This is a genomic window from Hydrogenophaga sp. IBVHS2 (genome assembly GCF_002127215.1).
GTDB lineage: Bacteria > Pseudomonadota > Gammaproteobacteria > Burkholderiales > Burkholderiaceae_C > Hydrogenophaga.
The window spans coordinates 460523-481193 of record NZ_NFUT01000001.1 but is presented as its reverse complement, the minus strand read 5'-3'; the positions used below and the strand labels follow the sequence as shown (position 1 = coordinate 481193).

Below are 20671 nucleotides of genomic sequence, written 5' to 3'. Positions count from 1 at the left end.
CCATGACCCGAGACATCGTTGTCGCCAGCGCGGTGCGCACCGCCATCGGCACTTTCGGCGGCAGCCTCAAGGACGTGCCCCCCACCCAGCTCGGCGCCCAGGTGGTGCGCGAGTCGCTCGCCCGCGCCGGCGTGGACGGCCAGGACGTGGGCCATGTGGTGTTCGGCCATGTGGTCAACACCGAGCCCAGGGACATGTACCTCTCGCGCGTGGCCGCCATCCAGGGCGGCTGCGGCGAAGGCACGCCGGCCTTCAACGTCAACCGCCTGTGCGGCTCGGGCCTGCAGGCCATCGTGTCGGCGGCGCAGAGCATTGCCCTGGGCGATGCCGACATCGCCATCGGTGCCGGTGCCGAGAACATGAGCCGCGCGCCGTTTGCCAGCCTCAACACCCGCTGGGGCGCCCGCATGGGCGACGCCACCCTGGTCGACATGATGGTCGGCGCCCTGCACGACCCGTTCCACACCATCCACATGGGGGTCACGGCCGAGAACATCGCGGCCAAGTGGGGCATCACCCGCGAAGACCAGGACCGTCTGGCGGTGGAGAGCCACAACCGCGCCCAGCGCGCCACCGAAGAGGGCCGCTTCAAGGGCCAGATCGTCCCGGTCATGCTCAAGAGCCGCAAAGGCGAGGTGGCCTATGAGACCGACGAGCACTTCCGCCCCAACGCCACCCTGGAAGACCTGGGCAAGCTCAAGCCGGTGTTCCTCAAGGAGAACGGCACCGTCACCGCCGGCAATGCCTCGGGCATCAACGACGCGGCCGCTGCCGTGGTGCTGATGGAAGCCGGTGCCGCCAAGGCCCGCGGCATCCAGCCCCTGGCCCGCCTGGTGGCCTATGCCCATGCCGGCGTGGACCCCAAGTACATGGGCATCGGCCCGGTGCCGGCCACGAAGCTGGCCCTGCAGAAGGCCGGCCTGAGCGTCAACGACCTGGACGTGATCGAGGCCAACGAAGCCTTCGCCGCCCAGGCCTGTGCCGTCACCCGCGACCTGGGTCTGGACCCTGCCAAGGTCAACCCCAACGGCTCGGGCATCTCGCTGGGCCACCCCATCGGTGCCACCGGCGCGCTCATCACGGTCAAGGCGCTGCACGAGCTGCAGCGCGTCCAGGGCCGCTACGCGCTGGTGACGATGTGCATCGGCGGCGGCCAGGGCATCGCCGCCATCTTTGAACGGGTATGAGCCCCCACGCTCCGCCGCTGCGCGGGTCGCTGTCCCCCGAGGGGGCTGACCCGGCTCGGGGCGGCCCTTCGCCGGGGTCGCCTCAAAAGGCCGGCCGCTGGGCTGCTGCGCTGGCCGTGCTGGAGCACGGTCTGCTGCAGCGCGACGTGGCGGCGCGGGCGCTGCTGCTCTCGGCCCTGGCCGGCGAGCACCTGCTGCTCATCGGCCCGCCCGGCACCGCCAAGAGCGAGCTGGCGCGGCGGCTGCAGCGGTTGCTGCCCGGCTCGCGCTACTTCGAGCGCCTGCTCACCCGCTTCTCGGTGCCCGAAGAACTGTTCGGCCCGCTCTCGCTCAAGGCGCTCGAGGCCGACCGCTATGAGCGCCTGACCCACGGCTACCTGCCCGCGGCCGAAGTGGCATTCCTGGACGAGGTGTTCAAGGCCAACTCGGCCATCCTCAACACCTTGCTGGGCCTGCTGCACGAGCGGCTGTTCGACAACGGCAGCCAGCGCCTGCCTTCCCCGCTGATCACGCTGGTGGGTGCCACCAACGAGCCGCCGCAGGACGACAGCCTGCTCGCCTTCCACGACCGCTTCCTGCTGCGGGTGCCGGTGCAGCCGGTGGACGACGCCCACTTCGACGCGCTGCTCGATGCCGACGCCTGCGACGCTCCCGCCACCAGCCTGACCCTGGCCGAGCTGCAGGCGGTGCGCACCGCCGCCGCCCGCGTGACCCTCGGGGAGGAGGCCCGCGCCCTGCTGCACACCGCCCGCGAACACGCCGCACAGACCGGCCAGACCGTGTCCGACCGGCGCTGGCGGCAGCTGGTGGCGCTGCTGCAGGTGCAGGCCGCCAGCCGCGATGCGGCCGCGGTGGATGCGTGGGACCTCTGGCTGCTGCCCTTCGTGCTGGCCCACGAACCCGCCCAGGTACCCGGCTGGACCGAGCTGTTCATGCACCGCGTGGCCGAGGCCGGCCCGCTGCCCATGGACGGGCTGGAGCGCGCCGTGCTGGCCTTCGAGCAGCAGCTCGACATCGAACGCCGCGCCCCGGCCGACGCCCAGGACGACAGCGCCGGCAAGCTGGCCCTGGCCAAGGCGATTGCCGGACCGGAGGCCGGCCAGAACGAGCTGGTGCGCCTGACCAGCGAACGCGCCCAGCGCCGCTACAGCCCGGTGCACATCGAAGCCCGCACCCGGCAGTGCGACGACCTGCTGGACCAGCTCGGCCAGCTGCAGGGCATGGTGCAGGCCACCGCCGACCAGGTGCTCGGCGCCGCGTCCACGCACGACTGGCTGCCGCCCTCGTGGCTACGGCAGATCGAGGCGGTGCACCACGGGCGGCTGCAACGCCTGCACGCCCTGCGGGCCGCCTTGCAGGCCCACCGCGACGGATTTGCCGCCCTGCCGGTGGACCGCCAACTGCCGCCGACCCAACCCGCCCCCGTGGCATGGACGGCGAACTGAGCCGTTTCGACCGGCCCTGGCACAGGCTTGATGCCCTGCCGCGCGAGCTGTGGCGCTGGGCGGTGGTTTGCAGCAGCGGCAGCCCCGGTCACCGGCTGCCCGATCTGGCCCGCTGGCGCCAGGCCCTGCTCGACGGCGCCCTGCCTGTCCCCACCGCCGATCTGGGCGACCCCGAGGCCAGCCATGCCCTGCGTCCGCTGCTGGCCGAACTCGAACTCACCGCGCTCACCCGGGGCAGCGAGGCGCTGTCGCTGCAGGTGCTGCAGAGCCTGATGTGGCACCTGGACAGCCTGATCGACCGCGCACCCGGTGTCTCGCGCAGCGAGGCCATCGAACGCATGCGCGCCGAATTCCGCGACAGCTGGGACCTGCAGCGCAAGGGCTGGGACGAGGTGCTGGCGCTGCTGCAGTCGCTGGGCGACCTGGCCCGGCTGCGCTGGGACGACCTGCAGGGCCAGCTCAGCCGGCGCGAATGGCAGGAGGCCCGGCGCATCGGCGAGGTGCTGCAGCGCCTGCCACGGCTGGCGGCCTTCATCGACGGCGTGGGCCGCCGGCGCATCGAGCCGCGCCTGCCCACCGCCCGGCAGCCCCGGCCCGATGTGCTGCCCGCCACCGGCGCCGCACGCCACCCGGCCGACGAGCAGGAACGGCGGCCGGAGCCGCAGTCGGTCGACGGTGTGCGCCGCGCCCGCGACCTCGCGCGCATGACCGGCAGCGAGAGCCTGAACCTCACCCACCCCACGCTGCGCCGCCTGTGGCGGGCCCGGTTTGCCGAGTCCCAGCTGCAGAGCTACGACGACCGGGCACCCCACCACAGCCAGCGCCCGCTGCCCCGGCCCGAACCCCAGGCCCGCCGACCGCAGCCGGTGCCGGCGGGACGCGGACCGATGATCGTCTGCCTGGACACCTCCGGCTCCATGCGCGGCGCCCCCGAGAACGTGGCCAAGGCCTGCGTGCTGCAGGCCCTGCGCAGCGCCCTGGCCGGGCGGCGCGGCTGCCGGCTGCTGGCCTTCGGCGGCCGCGACGAGCTGCTGGAGCGCGAGCTGGCGCTGACCCCCGAAGGGCTGGAGCGGCTGCTGGACGTGATGGGCCAGAGCTTCGACGGCGGGACCGATGTGCAGACACCGCTGGAGACCGCCATCGACCGCGTGCAGGAGACCGGCTGGGAAGACGCCGACATCCTGATCGTCAGCGACGGCGAGTTCGGCGTCACCCACCACACCCTGGCCCTGCTGCGCGATGCCAAGGCCCGCCTGGGCCTGCGGGTGCACGGCATCCTGATCGGTGACCGCGAGACCGTGGGCCTGGTGGAGGTGTGCGACACCCTGCACTGGGTGCAGGACTGGCGCCGGCATGCCAGCGGCGGCACCGTCACGGCCGACGGCTTCTCGCCGGTGCACAGCGCCAGCCTGACCGCCCTGTATTTCCCCAACGCCATCCGGCGCACGCCTTCTGCGTGACACTTCACCCCTTTTTTCACCGAGACCCCAGGAGACACACCCCATGTTCCGCACCGCGATTGCCGGCAGCCTCCCCAAACCCCACTGGCTCGCCGAGACCGAAAAACTCTGGCCGCAATGGAAGACCCAGGGCCCCGAGCTGCTGCAGGCCAAGGCCGATGCCACCCTGCTGTGGATCAAGGCCCAGGAGGACGCCGGCCTGGACGTGATCGGCGACGGCGAGCAGGCCCGTCAGCACTTCGTGCACGGCTTTGTCGAACAGGTCGAGGGCATCGACTTCGAGAACAAGGTCAAGATGGGCATCCGCAACAACCGCTACGACGCCATGGTCCCGCAGGTGGTGGCACCGCTGCGCCTGAAGGGCCGGGTGCACGCCTTCGAGGCCCAGCTGGCCCGCAAGCACACCAGCAGGAAGCTCAAGTTCACCCTGCCCGGCCCCATGACCATCGTCGACACCGTGGCCGACCGCTTCTATGGCGACAAGGTCAAGATGGCCATGGCCTTTGCCGAGCTGCTCAACCAGGAAGCCCTGGCCCTGCAGGCCGACGGCGTGGACATCATCCAGTTCGACGAGCCGGCCTTCAACGTCTACATGGACGAGGCCGCCGACTGGGGCGTGAAGGCGCTGGAACGCGCCGCCCAGGGCCTGACCTGCACCACCGCCGTGCACATCTGCTACGGCTACGGCATCGAGGCCAACGTGAAGTGGAAGGAGACCCTGGGCGACCAGTGGCGCCAGTACGAAAAGGTGTTCCCGGCCCTGGCCGCCAGCAGCATCCAGCAGGTCAGCCTGGAATGCTTCCACTCGCATGTGCCGCCCGAACTCATGGCGCTACTCAAAGGCAAGGACGTGATGGTGGGTGTGATCGACGTGGCCAGCAACGAGATCGAGACGCCGGAGCAGATTGCCGACACCATCGGCCTCGCGCTGAAATACGTGCCGCGCGAACGCCTGATCGCCTGCACCAACTGCGGCCTGGCCCCCATGAGCCGCGAGGTGGCCATGGCCAAGCTCGAAGCCCTGGCCCAGGGCGCGGCCCTGGCCCGCCAGCGTTACGGCGCCTGACATGAGCACGCCCCGCATCCCCGAACTGCCGCGCGGCGAACCGGCCGATGCCGGCCTGTGCCCCGACCGCACCCGCCGGCTGGTGCAGGTGTTCCAGCGCGAGGTGGACCGGGGCCGTCTGCCCGGCGCGGTGCTGATGCTGGGCCGGCGCGGCCGGGTGGTGCTGCACGAGGCGGTGGGCCGCCTCGCCCCGGGCGGGCCTGCCATGCCGCCGGAAGCCATCTTCCGCATCTACTCCATGACCAAGCCCATGGTCTCGGTGGCCGCCCTGATGCTGGTGGAGCAAGGGCGGCTGTCGCTGGCCGATCCGATTGCGAAGCACCTGCCGGCCTTTGCCCACACGCCGGTGCTGGTGGAAACGCCCGACGGCGTGCAGCTGCAGCCCCCGGCGCGCCCACCCACGGTGCAGGACCTGCTGCGCCACACCGCCGGCCTGACCTACGAATTTCTCGGCGCATCGAAGGTGCAGCGCCTGTACGCCGAGGCCAACATCGGCTCGCGCCAGCGCAGCAACGCCGAATTTGCCGAGGCACTGGCGGCCATCCCGCTGTTCTGCCAGCCCGGCAGCCGCTGGGCCTACAGCCGCGCCACCGACGTGCTGGGCTGCGTGATCGAGGCCGCCACCGGCCAGACCCTGGGGCGGCACCTGCAGCAGGCCATCCTGGACCCGCTGGGCCTGCACGACACCGGCTTTGCGGTGCCGGCCTCCGAACACGGGCGCATTGCCGAACCCTTCGCCCAGGACCCGGACGGCGGCCTCAACATGCGCCTGATCGACCCGCGCACCGCTCCGGTCATGGAAAGCGGAGGTGGCGGCCTGATGTCCACTGCCCGCGACTACGCCCGCTTCCTGCAGTGCCTGGCCCACGGCGGCGAGCTCGACGGCGTGCGGCTGCTCGGGCCGCAGACCCTGGCCTTTGCCATGGCCGATCACCTGGGACCGATCCGCGCCGAGCCGGACGACGCCCTGCTGCCGCCCGGCCACGGCTTCGGCCTGGCCATGGCGGTGCGCACGCAGGCCGGCGAGGCCTTCATGCCGGGTTCGGTGGGCACCAACCACTGGAGCGGCATCGGCGGCACCAGCTTCTTCATCGATCCGGTGCAGGACACCTGGGGCATCTTCCTGGCCCAGGCGCCCAACCAGCGCGAGGAATACCGGCTGCTGTTTCGCACCCTGGCCTATGCGGCCATGGTCGGCTGAACCTCGCGGCCCAGGCAGCCTCAATCGGCCACGATGGGGCCGCGCGTGCCCGCGTCGGTGTCCATCCAGACGTCCTCGCCCACCAGGCGGCGGTCGCCCTGGAGGGTGAACATCACCGAGCCCCGGCGGAAGACCAGCGCGCCATCGCTGCGCCGGGCCTTGACCGGCCGGTCGTCCACCCACACCCGTTCGCGCCCGTCGATGCGGATGCGGGCCACCGGCACCCCGTCGTCGCGGCGGGCCAGCCAGCGCCCGGCATAGGGCGTGACCGGCTCCCCGGCCTTGAAGCCAGCCCGTTCGTTCTCGGCCCGGCTGCGGTGGATGTCGCAGCCCTGCTGCTCGCTCATCTGGGTGCAGCCAGAGCGTTCCAGCTGGCGGGCGTAGCGCGGGTCGATGGCCTGGGCCTGGCCGGCCAGCAGCACCGGGAGCAGCAGGACGGCGAGTCGTTTCATGGCGGGCTCCAGCGGAAGAACATCGGGTAGACCTTCTCGACCACCGGACCATTGAAGTCCCAGGCCAGGCACTGGCCCAGGTGGGCTGGCGGACGCCCGTCGGCCGGCGGGGCGAACGAGGCCGAGCGGGTCTGGAAGGCGGCGGTGGCCAGGTTGAACAGCAGCTCGCGCAGGTGGGTGCAGCCCTGCACGCCGCCCAGGTGGCGCTGGATGGTCTGGCGCCAGCCCCGACCCAGGGTCTCGCCCACCATGCGCTGCATCGGGGCCATGGCCTGCGGGCAGGGGTCGTGCGGATGGCTGTCCATGGCCACGTCGATGGCGCGGATCACCATGGCCTCGTCGAAGGTCACCCGCAGCCGCATGTGGTGGATGGCCTCATGCGGCTGCCACCGGCCTTCGCCTTCGATCTCGAAGGCATGGGGCTTGCTGTCGTGCAGCTCGCCCTCGATGTCCCACAGGCCATCGTCACGCCGGAAACCCTGGTAGGTGACGCGGCGGGTGTGCATGGGGGTGCGCGGGGCGGGATCGGGCAAAGGCAAGGCAGGTCTCCGGAAAGCTGATGTCACGATTGTCCGTGCAGTGACGACAGGCGGCTGGCACACTGGCGTCCGACCCGGAATCCTCGGAGACAGGCCATGGCACACGACCACGATCATCACCCCCACGACCACGACGGCCACGACGACGGCGCCCCCGCCTGGAAGCACGACGGCGTGCGGGTGATCCCCGGCAACCAGCTCGACCCCAACGTGCCCTCCACCCCGGGCATGGACCGCAAGGCGGCCATCAACTTTGCGCGGGTGGGTGCCCAGAAGCTGTGGGCCGGCACCGTCACCATCCACCCCGATGCCAAGACCGGCGCCCACCACCATGGCCCGCTGGAGAGCGTGATCTACGTGGTCAAGGGGCGGGCCCGCATGCGCTGGGGCGAGCGGCTGGAGTTCACCGCCGAGGCCGGGCCGGGCGACTTCATCTACGTGCCACCGTATGTGCCGCACCAGGAGATCAACGCCAGCCCGACCGAGGTGCTGGAGTGCGTGCTGTGCCGCAGCGACGGTCAGGCGGTGGCGGTCAACCTGGACATCGAGCCGGTGGAAAAGCCGCAGACCGTGCTGTGGGTGGACCCCACCCACCCCACCGGCGGGGTCTGACGCCGACGCGGGTCAGTCGCCCTGGAAGCCGCCGGCGCGGCAGGTCACCACCAGGGTGTCGCGCCAGCCGAAGCCCTGCGGGTCCAGCGGCTGGATGGGCGTGCTCTCGTGGATGACGCGGGCATCGTCGAGCAGCAGCAGCGACCACGGCTCGCGCAGCGTGAAGCGCTGGCCGGCCGGGCCGTCGGCCTCGAACACCCGGCTCTCGCCACCCTTGATGGCGTGGCGCCCGACCAGGAACACCGCCACCAGATCCACCCCGTCGCGGTGCGCGCCCTCGGGGGTGGGCCGGCCGATGCCGTCGGTGGTGTCGATGCGGAACGGGTGGGCTTCCACGAACCAGGGCTGCACGCCGCGCAGGGTGCTGGCGGCTTCGCCCAGCCGCTGCAGCAGGCGCTGCCACAGGGGGTGCGCCACCTGCTGCGGCTCCATGGGCTCGAACCAGCGCTGCATGCCGCCGTGCAGGGCGTTGTATTCCAGCGGCTGCCAGTGGGCCCGGTGGGGCACCTGGCTGACCTGTGCGCCGTCGACGACGAAGCAGCTGTGGCGGCGCTTGCGGTAGCGCCCGCCGTCCTTGAGATAGGCATCGGGCACCAGCCGGTCCCAGGCGGCACCCAGCGCCTCGAGTTCACCGGGCGCTGCATCGAGCCAGCGCGCCACGCCCGCAGCGTCGATGAGGGCGAAGCCCTGGCGCTTCAGGGCATCGGCCATGGCGGCCGGGGACACGTACGGAGGCTGGAATTCCTGGGTCATGGGCGGGCAGTGTAGCCCCGGGAAAAACCGGTTGCCGGCGCCGGCGGGCGATGGCCCAATGCGCCATCGCTTCACCCCGCAGTGCCATGGCCGACACCCTGAACCACGACGCACCGGAACCCTCGGGCCCAGGGCCCTCGGTGTTCGACCTGAAGCTGGCCGATCTGCGGGCCGGTGACCCGCTGCGCTGGCTGGCCGCGGGCTGGCGTGATTTCGTGCGCTGCCCGCGCATCGGCCTGTTCTACGGCCTGTGCTTCTTCCTCATGGGCCATGCGCTGATGGCGGTGTTCCGTTCGGCGCCGGCCTATGTGCTGGCGCTCTCGGCCGGCTTCCTGCTCATGGGCCCCTTCCTGTGCCTGGGTCTGTACGACGCCAGCCGGGCGCTGGAGCAGGGGCGCCGCCCCTCGTTGCGCGCCTCGCTGATGGCCTGGCGGCCGATGCTGGGCACCATGGCCATCTTTGCCGGCGTGCTGCTCATCCTGGAAATGCTCTGGGGCCGGGCCTCGCTGGTGGTGTTCGCCGTGACCTTCAACACCATGCCCGACGCAGCCCACCTGCTGCAGCAGCTCTTCAGCCGCGAGAACGTCGAGTTCCTGATCACCTACACGCTGGTGGGCGGGCTGTTTGCCGGGCTGATCTTCATCACCAGCGCCATCAGCATCCCCATGATCCTGGACCGCCAGTCCGATGCGGTGTCGTCGGGCCTGACCAGCATCCGCGCCAGCCTGCAGAACCCGGGCGTGATGCTGTGGTGGGGCGCCCTCATCACGCTGGTGATCGGGCTGGCCATGCTGCCGTGGTTCGCCGGCCTGTTCGTGGCCGGCCCGGTGGTGGGCCATGCCACCTGGCACGCCTACCGACAGATCGTGCCGGCGGGCTGATCCGGCTTTTCCGTCACGCGTTCACGTCCACCACCAGCCGGCCGCGCACCTGGCCGGCCAGGATGTCGTGTCCGGCCTGGATGGCCTCGGCCAGGTTGATGGCGCGGGTCATGGCGGCCAGTTTCGGGCGGTCGATCAGGCGGTCCAGCGCGGCCCAGGCCGCCTCGCGGCGGGCCATGGGCGCCATCACGCTGTCGATGCCGTAGAGGGTGACGCCGCGCAGGATGAAGGGCGCCACGCTGGCCGGCAGGTCCATGCCCTGGGCCAGGCCGCAGGCCGCCACCGCGCCGCCGTAGCGGCTGCTGGCGCAGGCATTGGCCAGGGTGTGGCTGCCCACCGAATCGACCACGCCGATCCAGCGTTCCTTCTGCAGCGGCTTGCCCGGGGCCGACAGGGTGGCCCGGTCGATCACGTCGGCCGCGCCCAGCGAGCGCAGGTAGTCGGCCTCGGCCGGGCGGCCGGTGGAGGCCACCACGGTGTGGCCCAGCGCGGCCAGCAGCGCAATCGCCACGCTGCCCACGCCGCCACCGGCGCCGGTCACCAGCACCTCGCCGCTGCCGGCGGCCACGCCGCGCGCGGCCCAGTGGTCCTGCAGGGCCTGCACGCACAGCATGGCGGTGTAGCCGGCGGTGCCGATGGCCATGGCGTCGCGCTCGGAAAACCCGGCCGGCAGGGCCACCAGCCAGTCGCCCTTGACCCGGGCCTTCTGCGCCAGGCCGCCGGGGTGCGTCTCGCCCACGCCCCAGCCGTTGAGCACCACCCGGTCACCGGGCTTGAAGCGCGGGTGCTGGCTGTCGGTCACGGTGCCGGCGAAATCGATGCCCGGCACCATGGGGAACTTGCGCACCACCGGCGAGCGGCCGGTGATGGCCAGACCGTCCTTGTAGTTGATGGTCGACCAGGCCACCTGCACCGTCACGTCCCCCTCGGGCAGGCTCGATTCGTCAAGCTCGGTGAGGTCGCATCGGTAGCCGGTCTCGGGCTGGGTGATCTGCAGGGCTTTGAACATGGTGTCTCCGGTGTCGTCAGGATGGGTCGTCGCGGGTCTCGGGCGGGTCGTTCCAGAGGCGCCAGGTCAGCCAGGCGCCAATGAGGCTGTTGGTCAGGGCCAGCAGGCCGACCAGCAAGGCGATGCCGGTCGGCGGCTGCCGGGTCTGGATGAAGAAACTCATGAAGGACGCCAGGGCATTGAAACCGAACGCCAGCCAGAACAGGGGCTTGCGCGGTTGCCACAGGCGCCGCCAGGCGTCGGTGAAGAAGTTCATCCCGTCATTGTGGCGCGGCGGCCCCGGCCTTCTCCTGCTCCTGCAGCAGGCGCCACATCACCTTGCCGCTGCCGCTCTTGGGCAGCGCCGGCACGAACTGCACGCTCCTGGGGCACTTGTAGACCGCCATGTGCTCGCGGCACCAGTCCAGGATGTCCTGCTCGCTCACGCCCTGGGCATCCTGGCGCAGCACCACCACCGCCTTGACGCTCTCGCCGCGGTAGCTGTCCTGGGTGGCGATCACGCAGGCTTCGGCTATGGCCGGGTGCCTGAACATCAGGGCCTCGACTTCGGCCGGCCAGACCTTGAAGCCGCTGGCGTTGATCATGCGCTTGAGCCGGTCGGTGATGAAGAAGTAGCCGTCCTCGTCCACCCGGCCCAGATCGCCGGAGCGGAAGAAGCGCTTGCCCTCGAAGGTGATGAAGGCCGCCTCGGTGGCCTCGGGGCGCTTCCAGTAGCCGTCGAACACCTCGGGGCCGTGGATGATGATCTCGCCCGCCTCGCCCACCGGCATCTCCTGCAGCGTCTCGGGGTCGATCACGCGGGCGTCGGTGCTCATGAAGGGCACGCCGAGGCACTGCTGCTTGGGCGCGTCGGGCGGGTTGCTGTGCGAGGGCGCGGCGGTCTCGGTCAGGCCGTACCCTTCGGAATAGCGCAGCCCGAACTGGTCGAACAGGCGCTGGGCCACGGCCGCCGGCATGGCCGCGCCGCCGCCGCCGATGTAGACCAGGCTGGAGAGGTCGTACTGGCTGAAGTTCGGGCTGGCCAGCAGGTCGATCACCATGGTGGGGATGTTGGTCCAGCTGGTCACCTTCCAGTGCGAGATGAGGCGTCCGGCCAGCTCGCGGTCCCAGCGCGGCATGAGCACGATGGTGGCCCCGCCGTACAGACCGGCGTGCATGCCCGTGACCATGCCGGTGATGTGGAACAGCGGCACCACCACCAGCATCACCGTCTCGGGCGAGGCATTGCCCCACAGCGTGCTGGCCACCGCGTTGTGCATGATGGTGCGGTGCGGGTGCATGCAGCCCTTGGGCAGGCCGGTGGTGCCGCTGGTGTAGGGCAGCACGGCCAGGTCGTCCGGGCGGCGGTTGTGGGCGGGCAGGTCGGCGCTGCAGGCCAGGGCCTGCGACCAGTCGGTCACCGTGCCCCGCGTGAGCACCGGGCGTTCGTGCCGGGTGCCCAGCCAGGCCTGCCAGGCCGGCGGGATGTCGGCGTCCGGACCGATCGCGTCGGCGTAATGGGCCACCACCATGTGCCCGAGCCGGTCGGCCTCGGGGAGTCCGGCGTCGGCCCTGGCCAGTTCACCGGCGAGATCGGCCGCACAGATCGCCACCCGGGCATCCGGGTCGGTGATGTAGTGCTGCAGCTCGTCCGCCTTGTTCATGGGATTGACCGGCACCACCACCGCATTGGCCCGCAGGATGGCGAAATGCGCCACCACCCACTGCGGACAGTTCTGCATGTAGAGGATCACCCGGTCGCCGTCCTGCACGCCGACCGAGCGCAGGTGGGCGGCCATCCGTTCGGCCTGCTGCATCAGATCGGCGTAGGTGGTGCTGCGGTCGAAGAAGACCAGCGCGGGCTTGTCGGGGTAGCGCCGGGCGCTGACCTCCAGATTGGTCCAGAGCGACGTGGACGGTGGCCGCAGGCTGTGCGGCAGCCGCTTGGGCCAGACTCGGTGATGGGCGCGGGCGGGCGTGGCGGGGGGGGTCATGCGCTGTCTCCTGCTGTCGTTCTTGTGGGGCCCCGGCGGGCCGGGATCAGCATACGGCGGGCGGTATCCGGGCGCATCCGGAGCGTGTCGCAACCGGGACGGTGGCACGAAACGTGCATTCGCGAACCCCGGGAACCTCCGCTTTGCGGATGGTTTCATAAGCGTTTTGCATACCGGATCAAGGAAACCCCCGCCCGCAAGCTCTCCGCGGCGCACTATAGTCGCGGACGGTTTCCACCCACCCGGTGGCGCATCCGGGGTTGTCCGGGCCCCCATCCCTGCCCGGCGTTCGTTTCGATCATCACGACGGAGAACTCATGAAAACACACGTACTCACCCTCGCACTGGCCCTGGCGGCCACCGGCGCCCTGGCGCAGGCCAACGACACCCTGGCCAAGATCAAGGCTTCCGGCACCGCCACCATGGGCGTGCGCGATTCGTCCGGGGCGCTGTCCTACACCCTGGGCGATGGCAAGTACGCCGGCTACCACGTGGAAATCTGCCAGCGCGTGCTGGCCGATGTGCAGAAGCAGCTCGCCCTGCCCAAGCTGGAGATCAAGTACCTCTCCGTCACCTCGCAGAACCGCATCCCGCTGGTGCAGAACGGCACCGTGGACATCGAGTGCGGCTCCACCACCAACAACCTGGCCCGCCAGCGCGATGTCGCCTTCGCCGTGACCACCTACGTCGAGGAAGTGCGGATCGCCGTCAAGGCCAGTTCGGGCATCACCAGCATTGCCCAGCTGGCCAACAAGAAGGTCGCCACCACCACCGGCACCACCTCGGTGCAGCTGCTGCGCAAGCACGAGCGCGGCGCCGGCGTGAACTTTGAAGAGGTGTTCGGCAAGGACCATGCCGAGAGCTTCCTGCTGCTCGAGTCGGGCCGTGCCGACGCATTCGTGATGGATGGCCAGATCCTGGCCGGCAACATCGCCAAGGCCAAGTCCCCGGCCGACTTCAAGATCGTCGGCGAGGTGCTGTCGGTCGAGCCGATCGCCATCATGATCCGCAAGGACGACCCGGCATTCAAGAAGGCCGTGGACGACAGCATCAAGGCCATGATGAAGTCCGGCGAGATCGCCAAGCTCTACGACAAGTGGTTCGTGCAGCCCATCCCGCCGTCCAACACCCGCGTCGGCCTGCCCGCCACCGAGGCCACCAAGGCCGCCTGGGCCACTCCGAACGACAAGCCCGTCGAAGAGTACGCCAAGAAGTGATGGCGGCCTGAACAGGGCACGCCCGACACGAAACCCCGCAGCGAGACCCGTCTGCGGGGTTTCTGCTTTCACACCCGAACGCAACACAACAACATGGTGACAACATGAACTGGGACTGGCAGGTATTCCTGACCGACGACGGCAGCGGCCGCACCTACCTCGAATGGATGATGGAAGCCTGGGGCTGGACGCTGTCCGTGGCGGCCTGGGCCTGGGTGGTCGCCATCGTCATGGGGACGCTCATCGGCACGCTGCGCACCCTGCCCAACAGCCCCTGGCTGGTGCGGCTGGCCAACGCCTGGGTCGAGCTCTTCCGCAACATCCCCCTGCTGGTGCAGATCTTCATCTGGTACTTCGTGCTGCCCAAGATCTTCCCGGTCATGCAGCAGCTGTCGGGCTTCGTGCTGGTGGTGCTGGCGCTGGGCTTCTTCACCTCGGCCCGCATCGCCGAGCAGGTGCGCGCCGGCGTGCAGGCCCTGCCGCGCGGCCAGCGTTACGCAGCCATGGCCATGGGCTTCACCACCGCGCAGTCCTACCGCTACGTGATCCTGCCGATGGCCTTCCGCATCATCCTGCCGCCGCTCACCAGCGAATCGATGAACCTGCTGAAGAACTCGTCGGTGGCGTTCGCGGTCTCGATCGCCGAACTCACCATGTTCGCCATGCAGGCGCAGGAGGAAACCTCGCGCGGCATCGAGATCTACATCGCGGTGACCGCGCTGTACGCCATCTCGGCGTTTGCGGTGAACCGGGTGTTCGCCTTCATCGAGCGGCGTGCCCGCGTGCCCGGCCTGATCGTGGCCGGCCAGACCGGGGGGGGCCACTGACATGGGCGGACTTGACCTTGCCTTCTTCAACTGGGACGTCTTCAGCAAGTTCGTGCTCAGCGGCCTGTGGTTCAGCGTGCAGCTGACCATCGTGGCCACCATCGGCGGCATCCTGCTGGGCACGGTGCTGGCGCTCATGCGGCTGTCGGGCAACCCGATCCTGGCCGTTCCGGCCACCATCTACGTCAACGGCATGCGCAGCATCCCGCTGGTGATGGTGATCCTGTGGTTCTTCCTGCTGGTGCCCACCCTGATCGGGCGGCCCGTCGGCGCGGAAATGTCGGCGGTGATCACCTTCATCGCCTTCGAGGCGGCCTACTTCAGCGAGATCATGCGGGCGGGCATCCAGTCGATCCCGCGCGGCCAGGTGTTTGCCGGCCAGGCACTGGGCATGACCTACAGCCAGAACATGCGTCTGGTGGTGCTGCCGCAGGCCTTCCGCAACATGCTGCCGGTGCTGCTCACGCAGACCATCATCCTGTTCCAGGACACCTCGCTGGTCTACGCCATCGGCGCCTACGACATGCTCAAGGGCTTCGTGACCGCGGGCAAGATCTACGGCCGTCCCGAAGAGGTCTACCTGATCGCGGCGGTGGTGTATTTCATCATCTGCTTTGCCCTGTCCTGGCTGGTCAAGCGTCTGCAGGCGCGCATCGCCATCATTCGTTAATCGGTGAACAACATGATCGAAATCAAGAACGTCTCCAAGTGGTACGGCCCGGTGCAGGTGCTCAACGACTGCTCGGTGTCCATCAACAAGGGCGATGTGGTGGTGGTGTGCGGCCCGTCGGGCTCGGGCAAGTCCACGCTCATCAAGACCGTCAACGGCCTGGAGCCCTTCCAGAAGGGCGAGATCTACGTCAACGGCGTGGGCCTGCACGACCCCAAGACCAACCTGCCGCAGCTGCGCAGCCGCGTGGGCATGGTGTTCCAGCACTTCGAGCTGTTCCCGCACCTGAGCGTGACCGAGAACCTCACGATCGCGCAGATCAAGGTGCTGGGCCGCAGCGCCGACGAAGCCAAGGTGCGTGGCCTGAAGATGCTCGACCGCGTGGGCCTGATGGCCCACAAGGACAAGTTCCCGGGCCAGCTCTCGGGTGGTCAGCAGCAGCGCGTGGCGATTGCCCGCGCGCTGTCGATGGACCCGGTGGTCATGCTGTTCGACGAACCCACCTCGGCGCTCGACCCCGAGATGGTGGGCGAGGTGCTGGACGTCATGGTGAACCTGGCCCGGGAAGGCATGACCATGATGGTCGTCACCCACGAGATGGGCTTTGCCCGCAAGGTGGCCAACCGGGTGATCTTCATCGACGTCGGCGGCCACATCCTGGAGGACTGCTCCAAGGAGGAGTTCTTTGCCCACCCGGAGAACCGGCAGCCGCGCACCCAGGACTTCCTCTCCAAGATCCTGGGGCACTGAGTCCGCTCCATGCGTCTGGCGGTCTGGCTGCTGGGGGCGCTGCTGTGCATGGCCACGGCAGCCATGGCTGCCGACTTCGATCTGCAGGGCCACCGGGGCGCCCGCGCCCTGGCCCCGGAAAACACGCTGGCCGGCTTCACCCGGGCCCTGTCCATCGGCGTGAGCACCCTCGAGCTCGACGTGGTGCTCAGCGCCGACGGGGTGCCGGTGGTGGCGCACGATCTGGCGCCCAACCCCGACATCACCCGCGACCGCCGGGGCCGCTGGCTGCAGAGCGCCGGCACGCCGTTCATCCGGCAGACCTGGCGCGAGATCCGTCAATGGGATGTGGGCCGCATCCATCCGGCCAGCCGCTACGCGCGCGAGTTCCCCGACCAGCAGCCGGTCGACGGTGAACGCATGCCCTCGCTGGCCGAGGTGTACCGGCTGGTGCAGCGGCTGGGCGCCGACCATGTGCACCTGAGCATCGAGACCAAGATCGACCCGCGCCGGCCCCAGGCCTCCAGCGATCCGCGCCGGCTGGTGCAGGCGGTGCTGCAGGTCACCCGCCAGCACGGCATGCTCCAGCGCACCCGGCTCCAGAGTTTCGACTGGCGCACGCTGGACGTGGCCAGGCGCCTGGAACCGTCCTGGCCACGGGTCTACCTCACCGCCCGCCTGCCCCGCTTCGACACCCTGGCCGGCACCGCCTGGACCGGAGGCCGGCGCCTGGCCGATCACGACAGCGTGCCCGCCCTGGTGCGGGCGGCCGGCGGCCGCATCTGGTCGCCCCACCATGCCGACCTGGACCAGGAGACCCTGGCGCAGGCCCGCGAGCTGGGCCTGCAGGTGATCCCCTGGACCGTCAACGAGACGGCCGACATGGAGCGGCTGATCGACCAGGGGGTGGACGGCCTCATCACCGATCGACCGGATCGGCTGCGCCAGGTCCTGTCCCGGCGCGGCATGCCGCTGCCACCCGCCATACTGCCCGCCGTACCGCCCGCAACCGCCTCTTCCAGCGTGCCGCCATGAACCCGTCCCTGACCCGACTCGACGCCGCCCTGACCGACCTGCAGGCCGGCCAGATCGACACCCGCCGCTTCGTGGCGCTGGCCCGCGACCAGACCGAACTGCTGGAGCAGCTGCCCCCGCGTTACGCCGAGGTGCTGCACGGCCTGCTGGACCGGCTGGAGTCGAGCGCGCTGTTCGACGCCGAGAGCTGCTCCTTCAGCCAGCGCGACCTGACCGACAGCATGCGGCTGTGGCTGGACAAGGCGGCCACGCAGCTACAGGCCTGACCCGACGGCCGACCCTGGAATCCGCCCGGCCCATGGGAACTCGCACACCCCGACCCGTATCATTCCGACCATGCGCGTGTTCGTCCTGGCCCTGCTGATGCTGTTGCTGCCCCTGCGGGCATGGGCAGGCGACGCCATGGTCCTGTCCATGGCCCACGGTGCCGCAGCGGCTGCCGTGGCCATGCCGACCGACCACTCGGCACACGACATGCACGGCGGACACGACATGCCGGCCGGCCATGCCGCACACGATGCCGCGGCGCAGTCGCCCGACGACTGCCCCAGCCATGTGGCCTGCGACGTGTGCAACGGCCCGGTGCTGAGCCTGCCGGTGTGGAAGGCCGAAGGCGCGGTGGCCCGTCATCGGCCGCCGGTGCCGCCGTCGGCCGATTTCGCCAGCCTGGTGCCGCCGCGGCGCCACAAACCCCCCATCGCCTGACCTGAACCCGCCCTGCCGGGCGAGGGCCTGAGCCGGCGCTGCAAGGCGCCGCATGGCACCCGCACGGCCCCCGTTCAGTCTGTCAGGAGATGACCCATGACCCCATTCCGTCGGCCCCGGCCGGCCTGCCTGGCGCTGGCCATGGCGGCCGCCTGCGCCCTGTCCCCGGCTGCCGCCATCACCCCTGCTCAGGGCGGGCTGGCCGCCGCCGATCCCGCCCGGCCTGCGCCGCCTCCGGCCTGGCCGGTCCTGCCGGCCGAACCCTCGGCCCAGGTCCCCGCCTTGCCCGACGGCGCTGCGGCCGCCCGGGCCCAGTGGCAGCGCGTCAACGAGCAGGTGGCCGGCTTCGCACGCGGCCACATCGATCTGCTGCGCTGGGAACAGGCCCGGCCCGATCCTTCTGCGCCGCCCAGGGAAGCCCCAATCACCGATCCGCTGACCCTGGAAGCAGCGGTGACGGCATCGCTGCGGCACCAACCCGACCTGTTCACCCGCGCGGAAATGAATGCCCGCGAACGGGCCGCCGTGCAGGCGGCCTGGGCCCGCCATGTGCAGGCGGTCCGCAAGGCCTGGATCGATGCAGTCGCGGCCCGCACCCGGGCCCGCCTGATGGCCCAGGCCCACGACATCACCCGCACCGGTGCCGAACTGGGCCGACGCATGGTGGTGGCCGGCAACTGGAGCCAGGCCCGCCAGATGCGGGAGCAGCTGGGTGAATCGAACGCCTGGCAGGCGCTGGTGTCGGCCCGGCTGGCCGAACGCGCCGCCGTGGAGGCGCTGGCCGTGCGCCTGGGGCTGTGGCAAGGCCAGGACGCGGTGGCGCTGGCCGCCCGGCTGCCGCAGGAACTGCCGCCGCTGCCCGAAGCGATCTGGCCGGATGCCGGTGCCCAGGCCGAGCGCATCGAAGCGCTGGCCCTGCAGGCCGATCCCGAACTCGCCCTCATGCGCACCGACGTGGAACGCGACCGGCGTGCATCCGACCCCGCCCGGGAAGCGCTGTTGCAGGCCCGGATGGACCAGGCGCTGACCCGGTCCGGCCAGGCTGGGCCGCCCCACATCGAGGCCCTGGAACGCACGGGCGACGCCGCCGCCGAGCGCGCGCTGCACGGCCAGGCACGGCTGCTGGCACACGCCGCTGAACGCCGCTCTGCGGCCCGCCTGGCCTGGCAACAGATCGCCGCGCGGCACGCCGCAGCGCGTCAGGCCAGCGACGGGCTGCTGCAGCTGCAGACGGCGCTCGATCAGGAAAACCTGCTGCGCTACAACGGCATGCTGCAGAGCACCTGGGACCTGCTGGCCAGCGCGCGCGAGCGCATCGCCGCGCTGGACACCGCCCAACAGGCCCGCGCGGCGTACTGGCGGGCCCTGGCCGACGGCCAGGCCCTGCTGGCCGGTGCGCCCGCCTCCGCCGTGGGCATCAACCCCGACAACGCCCCCGCCGGCAACACCGGCGCAGCCGCTCCAGGACACTGACATGAAGCACGCTCCCTCCCCCTCGTCGACCAGCCGGCGCCAATGGCTGACCGGCGCCGTCACCACCGCGGCCACGGCCGTGGCCGCTGCCAGCGTCAGCCGCGTGGCCCTGGCGGCCCTGCCCGAAGCCCCGCAACAGACCTCGGCCGACACCGCCGGCCCCTGGACGCCACCCGGCGTCACCGGGGCCGGCCGCCCCTACAACCCGGTGGTCACGCTCAACGGCTGGACCCTGCCCTGGCGCATGAACAACGGCGTCAAGGAATTCCATCTGGTGGCCGAACCGGTGGTGCGCGAGATGGCGCCCGGCTTCCTGGTCAACATGTGGGGCTACAACGGCCAGAGCCCGGGCCCGACCATCGAAGTGGTCGAGGGCGACCGGGTCCGCATCTTCGTGACCAACCGCCTGCCCGAACACACCACCATCCACTGGCACGGCCAGCGTCTGCCCAACGGCATGGACGGTGTGGGTGGCCTGAACCAGCCGCAGATTCCGGTGGGCAAGACCTTCGTCTACGAGTTCGAGGCCAGGCGCCCCGGCACCTTCATGTACCACCCGCATGCCGACGAGATGGTGCAGATGGCCATGGGCATGATGGGCTTCTGGGTGACGCACCCCAAGGGACGGCACCCGCACATCGATCCGGTGCAGCGCGATTACTGCTTCCTGCTCAACGCCTTCGACGTGCAGCCCGGCAGCATGACGCCGCAGGTCAACACCATGCTCGAGCAGAACATCTGGGCCTGGAACAGCCGGGTGTTCCCGGGCATCACGCCCCTGGTGGCCCGCCTGGGTGACCGGGTGCGCGTGCGGGTGGGCAACCTGACCATGACCAACCACCCGATCCACATCCACGGCATCGAGTTCGAGGTGGCCGGCACCGACGGCGGCCCGGTCCCCCGGAGCGCCCGCTGGCCCGAGGTGACCACCGACATCGCCGTGGGCCAGATGCGCCAGCTCGAATTCATCGCCGACGAGCCGGGCGACTGGGCCATGCACTGCCACAAGAGCCACCACACCATGGGCGCCATGGGCCATGGCGTGCCGACCATGATCGGCACCGACCACAAGGGCCTGGTCAAGCCGCTGCAGCGCGCCAACCCCGACTACATGGTCATGGGGGAACGTGGCATGGCCGACATGGGCGAGATGCAGATGGAGCTGCCGGCCAACACCTTCCCCATGATGACCGGCAGCGGGCCGTACGGCCCCATCGAGATGGGCGGCATGTTCACCACCCTGAAGGTGCGCGCCGGCCTGGGCGCCAACGACTACCGCGACCCCGGTGTCTACGCCATGCCGCCGGGCACCCAGGCCCGTCCGGTCGAGGTGGGCCAGGCCCCCGCCGCGTCGCGCCCTGCTCCATCTGCCCCACCACGCCAAGGTACCCTTGAGGGTACGGCCCGCAAACCCGGCTCCGGCCATTCCCACTGAAC

The 20671-nt window shown here is 70.4% G+C and carries 22 protein-coding genes; 16 read left to right on the top strand and 6 right to left on the bottom strand.

Annotation, left to right across the window (positions count from 1 at the left end; all coding sequences use genetic code 11):
- The first annotated feature begins 2 nt into the window (after positions 1-2).
- From bktB to CAP38_RS02370, 5 genes are read left to right on the top strand one after another with little or no spacing between them, the layout of a single operon-like run.
- Complete coding sequence (gene bktB / locus CAP38_RS02390) at positions 3-1187, top strand: beta-ketothiolase BktB (RefSeq protein ID WP_086119271.1); 1185 nt, start codon at positions 3-5, stop codon at positions 1185-1187.
- Positions 1184-2632 carry an AAA family ATPase gene (locus CAP38_RS02385; RefSeq protein WP_086119270.1) on the top strand — a complete coding sequence of 483 codons (1449 nt, stop codon included), beginning with the start codon at positions 1184-1186 and terminating at the stop codon, positions 2630-2632. The genes bktB and CAP38_RS02385 overlap by 4 nt, the downstream gene beginning before the upstream one ends.
- On the top strand, positions 2617-4092 hold the full coding sequence (locus CAP38_RS02380) for a VWA domain-containing protein (protein ID WP_086119269.1): 1476 nt from the start codon (positions 2617-2619) through the stop codon (positions 4090-4092). Before CAP38_RS02385 ends, CAP38_RS02380 begins: the two co-directional genes overlap by 16 nt.
- Positions 4093-4135: 43 nt before the next feature.
- On the top strand, positions 4136-5158 hold the full coding sequence (locus CAP38_RS02375; protein WP_086119268.1) for a methionine synthase: 1023 nt from the start codon (positions 4136-4138) through the stop codon (positions 5156-5158).
- Position 5159: 1 nt separating this feature from the next.
- A complete protein-coding gene (locus CAP38_RS02370; RefSeq protein WP_086119267.1) occupies positions 5160-6359 on the top strand; it encodes a serine hydrolase in 1200 nt (399 codons plus the stop codon).
- 20 nt (positions 6360-6379) lie between these two features.
- On the opposite strand, the gene CAP38_RS02365 is transcribed toward CAP38_RS02370, so the two are convergent.
- Positions 6380-6811, bottom strand: a complete 432-nt coding sequence (locus CAP38_RS02365) for a hypothetical protein (protein ID WP_086119266.1) — start codon at positions 6809-6811, stop codon at positions 6380-6382.
- Positions 6808-7350: a DUF2889 domain-containing protein gene (locus tag CAP38_RS02360; protein WP_086119265.1), complete on the bottom strand. Its 543-nt coding sequence runs from the start codon at positions 7348-7350 to the stop codon at positions 6808-6810. Before CAP38_RS02360 ends, CAP38_RS02365 begins: the two co-directional genes overlap by 4 nt.
- A 96-nt stretch (positions 7351-7446) precedes the next feature.
- Here CAP38_RS02360 and CAP38_RS02355 point away from each other — a divergent pair, with 96 nt between their 5' ends.
- On the top strand, positions 7447-7962 hold the full coding sequence (locus CAP38_RS02355; protein ID WP_086119264.1) for a cupin domain-containing protein: 516 nt from the start codon (positions 7447-7449) through the stop codon (positions 7960-7962).
- A 12-nt stretch (positions 7963-7974) separates the two neighbouring features.
- Here the strand turns inward: CAP38_RS02355 and CAP38_RS02350 are convergent, their stop codons facing one another.
- Entirely contained in the window at positions 7975-8715 is a 741-nt protein-coding gene (locus CAP38_RS02350; protein ID WP_086119263.1) for a 2OG-Fe dioxygenase family protein, read from the bottom strand.
- A gap of 86 nt (positions 8716-8801) precedes the next feature.
- On the opposite strand from CAP38_RS02350, the gene CAP38_RS02345 reads away from it, so the two are divergent.
- A complete protein-coding gene (locus tag CAP38_RS02345; protein WP_086119262.1) occupies positions 8802-9596 on the top strand; it encodes a DUF2189 domain-containing protein in 795 nt (264 codons plus the stop codon).
- 13 nt (positions 9597-9609) lie between these two features.
- Here CAP38_RS02345 and CAP38_RS02340 read toward each other — a convergent pair whose 3' ends face one another.
- The 3 genes from CAP38_RS02340 to CAP38_RS02330 are packed head-to-tail and all read right to left on the bottom strand — an operon-like array spanning position 9610 to position 12578.
- Positions 9610-10605, bottom strand: a complete 996-nt coding sequence (locus tag CAP38_RS02340) for an MDR family oxidoreductase (RefSeq protein WP_086119261.1) — start codon at positions 10603-10605, stop codon at positions 9610-9612.
- A gap of 16 nt (positions 10606-10621) precedes the next feature.
- Complete coding sequence (locus tag CAP38_RS02335; RefSeq protein WP_086119260.1) at positions 10622-10861, bottom strand: hypothetical protein; 240 nt, start codon at positions 10859-10861, stop codon at positions 10622-10624.
- Between the two features lie 4 nt (positions 10862-10865).
- Positions 10866-12578: a long-chain fatty acid--CoA ligase gene (locus CAP38_RS02330; protein WP_086119259.1), complete on the bottom strand. Its 1713-nt coding sequence runs from the start codon at positions 12576-12578 to the stop codon at positions 10866-10868.
- A gap of 317 nt (positions 12579-12895) precedes the next feature.
- Between CAP38_RS02330 and CAP38_RS02325 the strand changes: the two genes are divergently transcribed.
- The 9 genes from CAP38_RS02325 to CAP38_RS02285 all read left to right on the top strand — a co-directional run bounded on the left by CAP38_RS02325 (position 12896) and on the right by CAP38_RS02285 (position 20669).
- On the top strand, positions 12896-13795 hold the full coding sequence (locus tag CAP38_RS02325; RefSeq protein ID WP_086119258.1) for an amino acid ABC transporter substrate-binding protein: 900 nt from the start codon (positions 12896-12898) through the stop codon (positions 13793-13795).
- 104 nt (positions 13796-13899) lie between these two features.
- The gene (locus CAP38_RS02320) at positions 13900-14622 is read left to right on the top strand and encodes an amino acid ABC transporter permease (RefSeq protein WP_086119257.1); all 723 of its coding nucleotides are present in this window, start codon (positions 13900-13902) and stop codon (positions 14620-14622) included.
- 1 nt (position 14623) lies between these two features.
- The gene (locus CAP38_RS02315; protein ID WP_086119256.1) at positions 14624-15292 is read left to right on the top strand and encodes an amino acid ABC transporter permease; all 669 of its coding nucleotides are present in this window, start codon (positions 14624-14626) and stop codon (positions 15290-15292) included.
- A 12-nt stretch (positions 15293-15304) separates the two neighbouring features.
- Positions 15305-16042 (top strand): amino acid ABC transporter ATP-binding protein, encoded by a 738-nt coding sequence (locus CAP38_RS02310; protein ID WP_086119255.1) that lies wholly within the window; start codon positions 15305-15307, stop codon positions 16040-16042.
- 9 nt (positions 16043-16051) lie between these two features.
- Entirely contained in the window at positions 16052-17056 is a 1005-nt protein-coding gene (locus CAP38_RS02305) for a glycerophosphodiester phosphodiesterase (protein WP_256924205.1), read from the top strand.
- Positions 17053-17322, top strand: coding sequence for a hypothetical protein (locus CAP38_RS02300; protein ID WP_143435736.1), 270 nt, complete (start codon positions 17053-17055; stop codon positions 17320-17322). The genes CAP38_RS02305 and CAP38_RS02300 overlap by 4 nt, the downstream gene beginning before the upstream one ends.
- Positions 17323-17392: 70 nt before the next feature.
- Complete coding sequence (locus CAP38_RS02295; RefSeq protein ID WP_086119254.1) at positions 17393-17761, top strand: hypothetical protein; 369 nt, start codon at positions 17393-17395, stop codon at positions 17759-17761.
- A gap of 96 nt (positions 17762-17857) precedes the next feature.
- The gene (locus CAP38_RS02290; RefSeq protein WP_143435735.1) at positions 17858-19234 is read left to right on the top strand and encodes a TolC family protein; all 1377 of its coding nucleotides are present in this window, start codon (positions 17858-17860) and stop codon (positions 19232-19234) included.
- A 1-nt stretch (position 19235) separates the two neighbouring features.
- Positions 19236-20669, top strand: a complete 1434-nt coding sequence (locus CAP38_RS02285) for a multicopper oxidase family protein (protein ID WP_086119252.1) — start codon at positions 19236-19238, stop codon at positions 20667-20669.
- The last annotated feature ends 2 nt before the right edge of the window (positions 20670-20671 follow it).

What these genes read in the sequence shown, in the direction of transcription:
- bktB (WP_086119271.1), top strand. Translation starts at nt 3, where the DNA reads ATGACCCGAGACATCGTTGTCGCCAGCGCGGTGCGCACCGCCATCGGC.
- CAP38_RS02385 (WP_086119270.1), top strand. Translation starts at nt 1,184, where the DNA reads ATGAGCCCCCACGCTCCGCCGCTGCGCGGGTCGCTGTCCCCCGAGGGG.
- CAP38_RS02380 (WP_086119269.1), top strand. Translation starts at nt 2,617, where the DNA reads ATGGACGGCGAACTGAGCCGTTTCGACCGGCCCTGGCACAGGCTTGAT.
- CAP38_RS02375 (WP_086119268.1), top strand. Translation starts at nt 4,136, where the DNA reads ATGTTCCGCACCGCGATTGCCGGCAGCCTCCCCAAACCCCACTGGCTC.
- CAP38_RS02370 (WP_086119267.1), top strand. Translation starts at nt 5,160, where the DNA reads ATGAGCACGCCCCGCATCCCCGAACTGCCGCGCGGCGAACCGGCCGAT.
- CAP38_RS02365 (WP_086119266.1), bottom strand. Translation starts at nt 6,811, where the DNA reads ATGAAACGACTCGCCGTCCTGCTGCTCCCGGTGCTGCTGGCCGGCCAG.
- CAP38_RS02355 (WP_086119264.1), top strand. Translation starts at nt 7,447, where the DNA reads ATGGCACACGACCACGATCATCACCCCCACGACCACGACGGCCACGAC.
- CAP38_RS02350 (WP_086119263.1), bottom strand. Translation starts at nt 8,715, where the DNA reads ATGACCCAGGAATTCCAGCCTCCGTACGTGTCCCCGGCCGCCATGGCC.
- CAP38_RS02345 (WP_086119262.1), top strand. Translation starts at nt 8,802, where the DNA reads ATGGCCGACACCCTGAACCACGACGCACCGGAACCCTCGGGCCCAGGG.
- CAP38_RS02340 (WP_086119261.1), bottom strand. Translation starts at nt 10,605, where the DNA reads ATGTTCAAAGCCCTGCAGATCACCCAGCCCGAGACCGGCTACCGATGC.
- CAP38_RS02335 (WP_086119260.1), bottom strand. Translation starts at nt 10,861, where the DNA reads ATGAACTTCTTCACCGACGCCTGGCGGCGCCTGTGGCAACCGCGCAAG.
- CAP38_RS02330 (WP_086119259.1), bottom strand. Translation starts at nt 12,578, where the DNA reads ATGACCCCCCCCGCCACGCCCGCCCGCGCCCATCACCGAGTCTGGCCC.
- CAP38_RS02325 (WP_086119258.1), top strand. Translation starts at nt 12,896, where the DNA reads ATGAAAACACACGTACTCACCCTCGCACTGGCCCTGGCGGCCACCGGC.
- CAP38_RS02320 (WP_086119257.1), top strand. Translation starts at nt 13,900, where the DNA reads ATGAACTGGGACTGGCAGGTATTCCTGACCGACGACGGCAGCGGCCGC.
- CAP38_RS02315 (WP_086119256.1), top strand. Translation starts at nt 14,624, where the DNA reads ATGGGCGGACTTGACCTTGCCTTCTTCAACTGGGACGTCTTCAGCAAG.
- CAP38_RS02310 (WP_086119255.1), top strand. Translation starts at nt 15,305, where the DNA reads ATGATCGAAATCAAGAACGTCTCCAAGTGGTACGGCCCGGTGCAGGTG.
- CAP38_RS02305 (WP_256924205.1), top strand. Translation starts at nt 16,052, where the DNA reads ATGCGTCTGGCGGTCTGGCTGCTGGGGGCGCTGCTGTGCATGGCCACG.
- CAP38_RS02300 (WP_143435736.1), top strand. Translation starts at nt 17,053, where the DNA reads ATGAACCCGTCCCTGACCCGACTCGACGCCGCCCTGACCGACCTGCAG.
- CAP38_RS02295 (WP_086119254.1), top strand. Translation starts at nt 17,393, where the DNA reads ATGCGCGTGTTCGTCCTGGCCCTGCTGATGCTGTTGCTGCCCCTGCGG.
- CAP38_RS02290 (WP_143435735.1), top strand. Translation starts at nt 17,858, where the DNA reads ATGACCCCATTCCGTCGGCCCCGGCCGGCCTGCCTGGCGCTGGCCATG.
- CAP38_RS02285 (WP_086119252.1), top strand. Translation starts at nt 19,236, where the DNA reads ATGAAGCACGCTCCCTCCCCCTCGTCGACCAGCCGGCGCCAATGGCTG.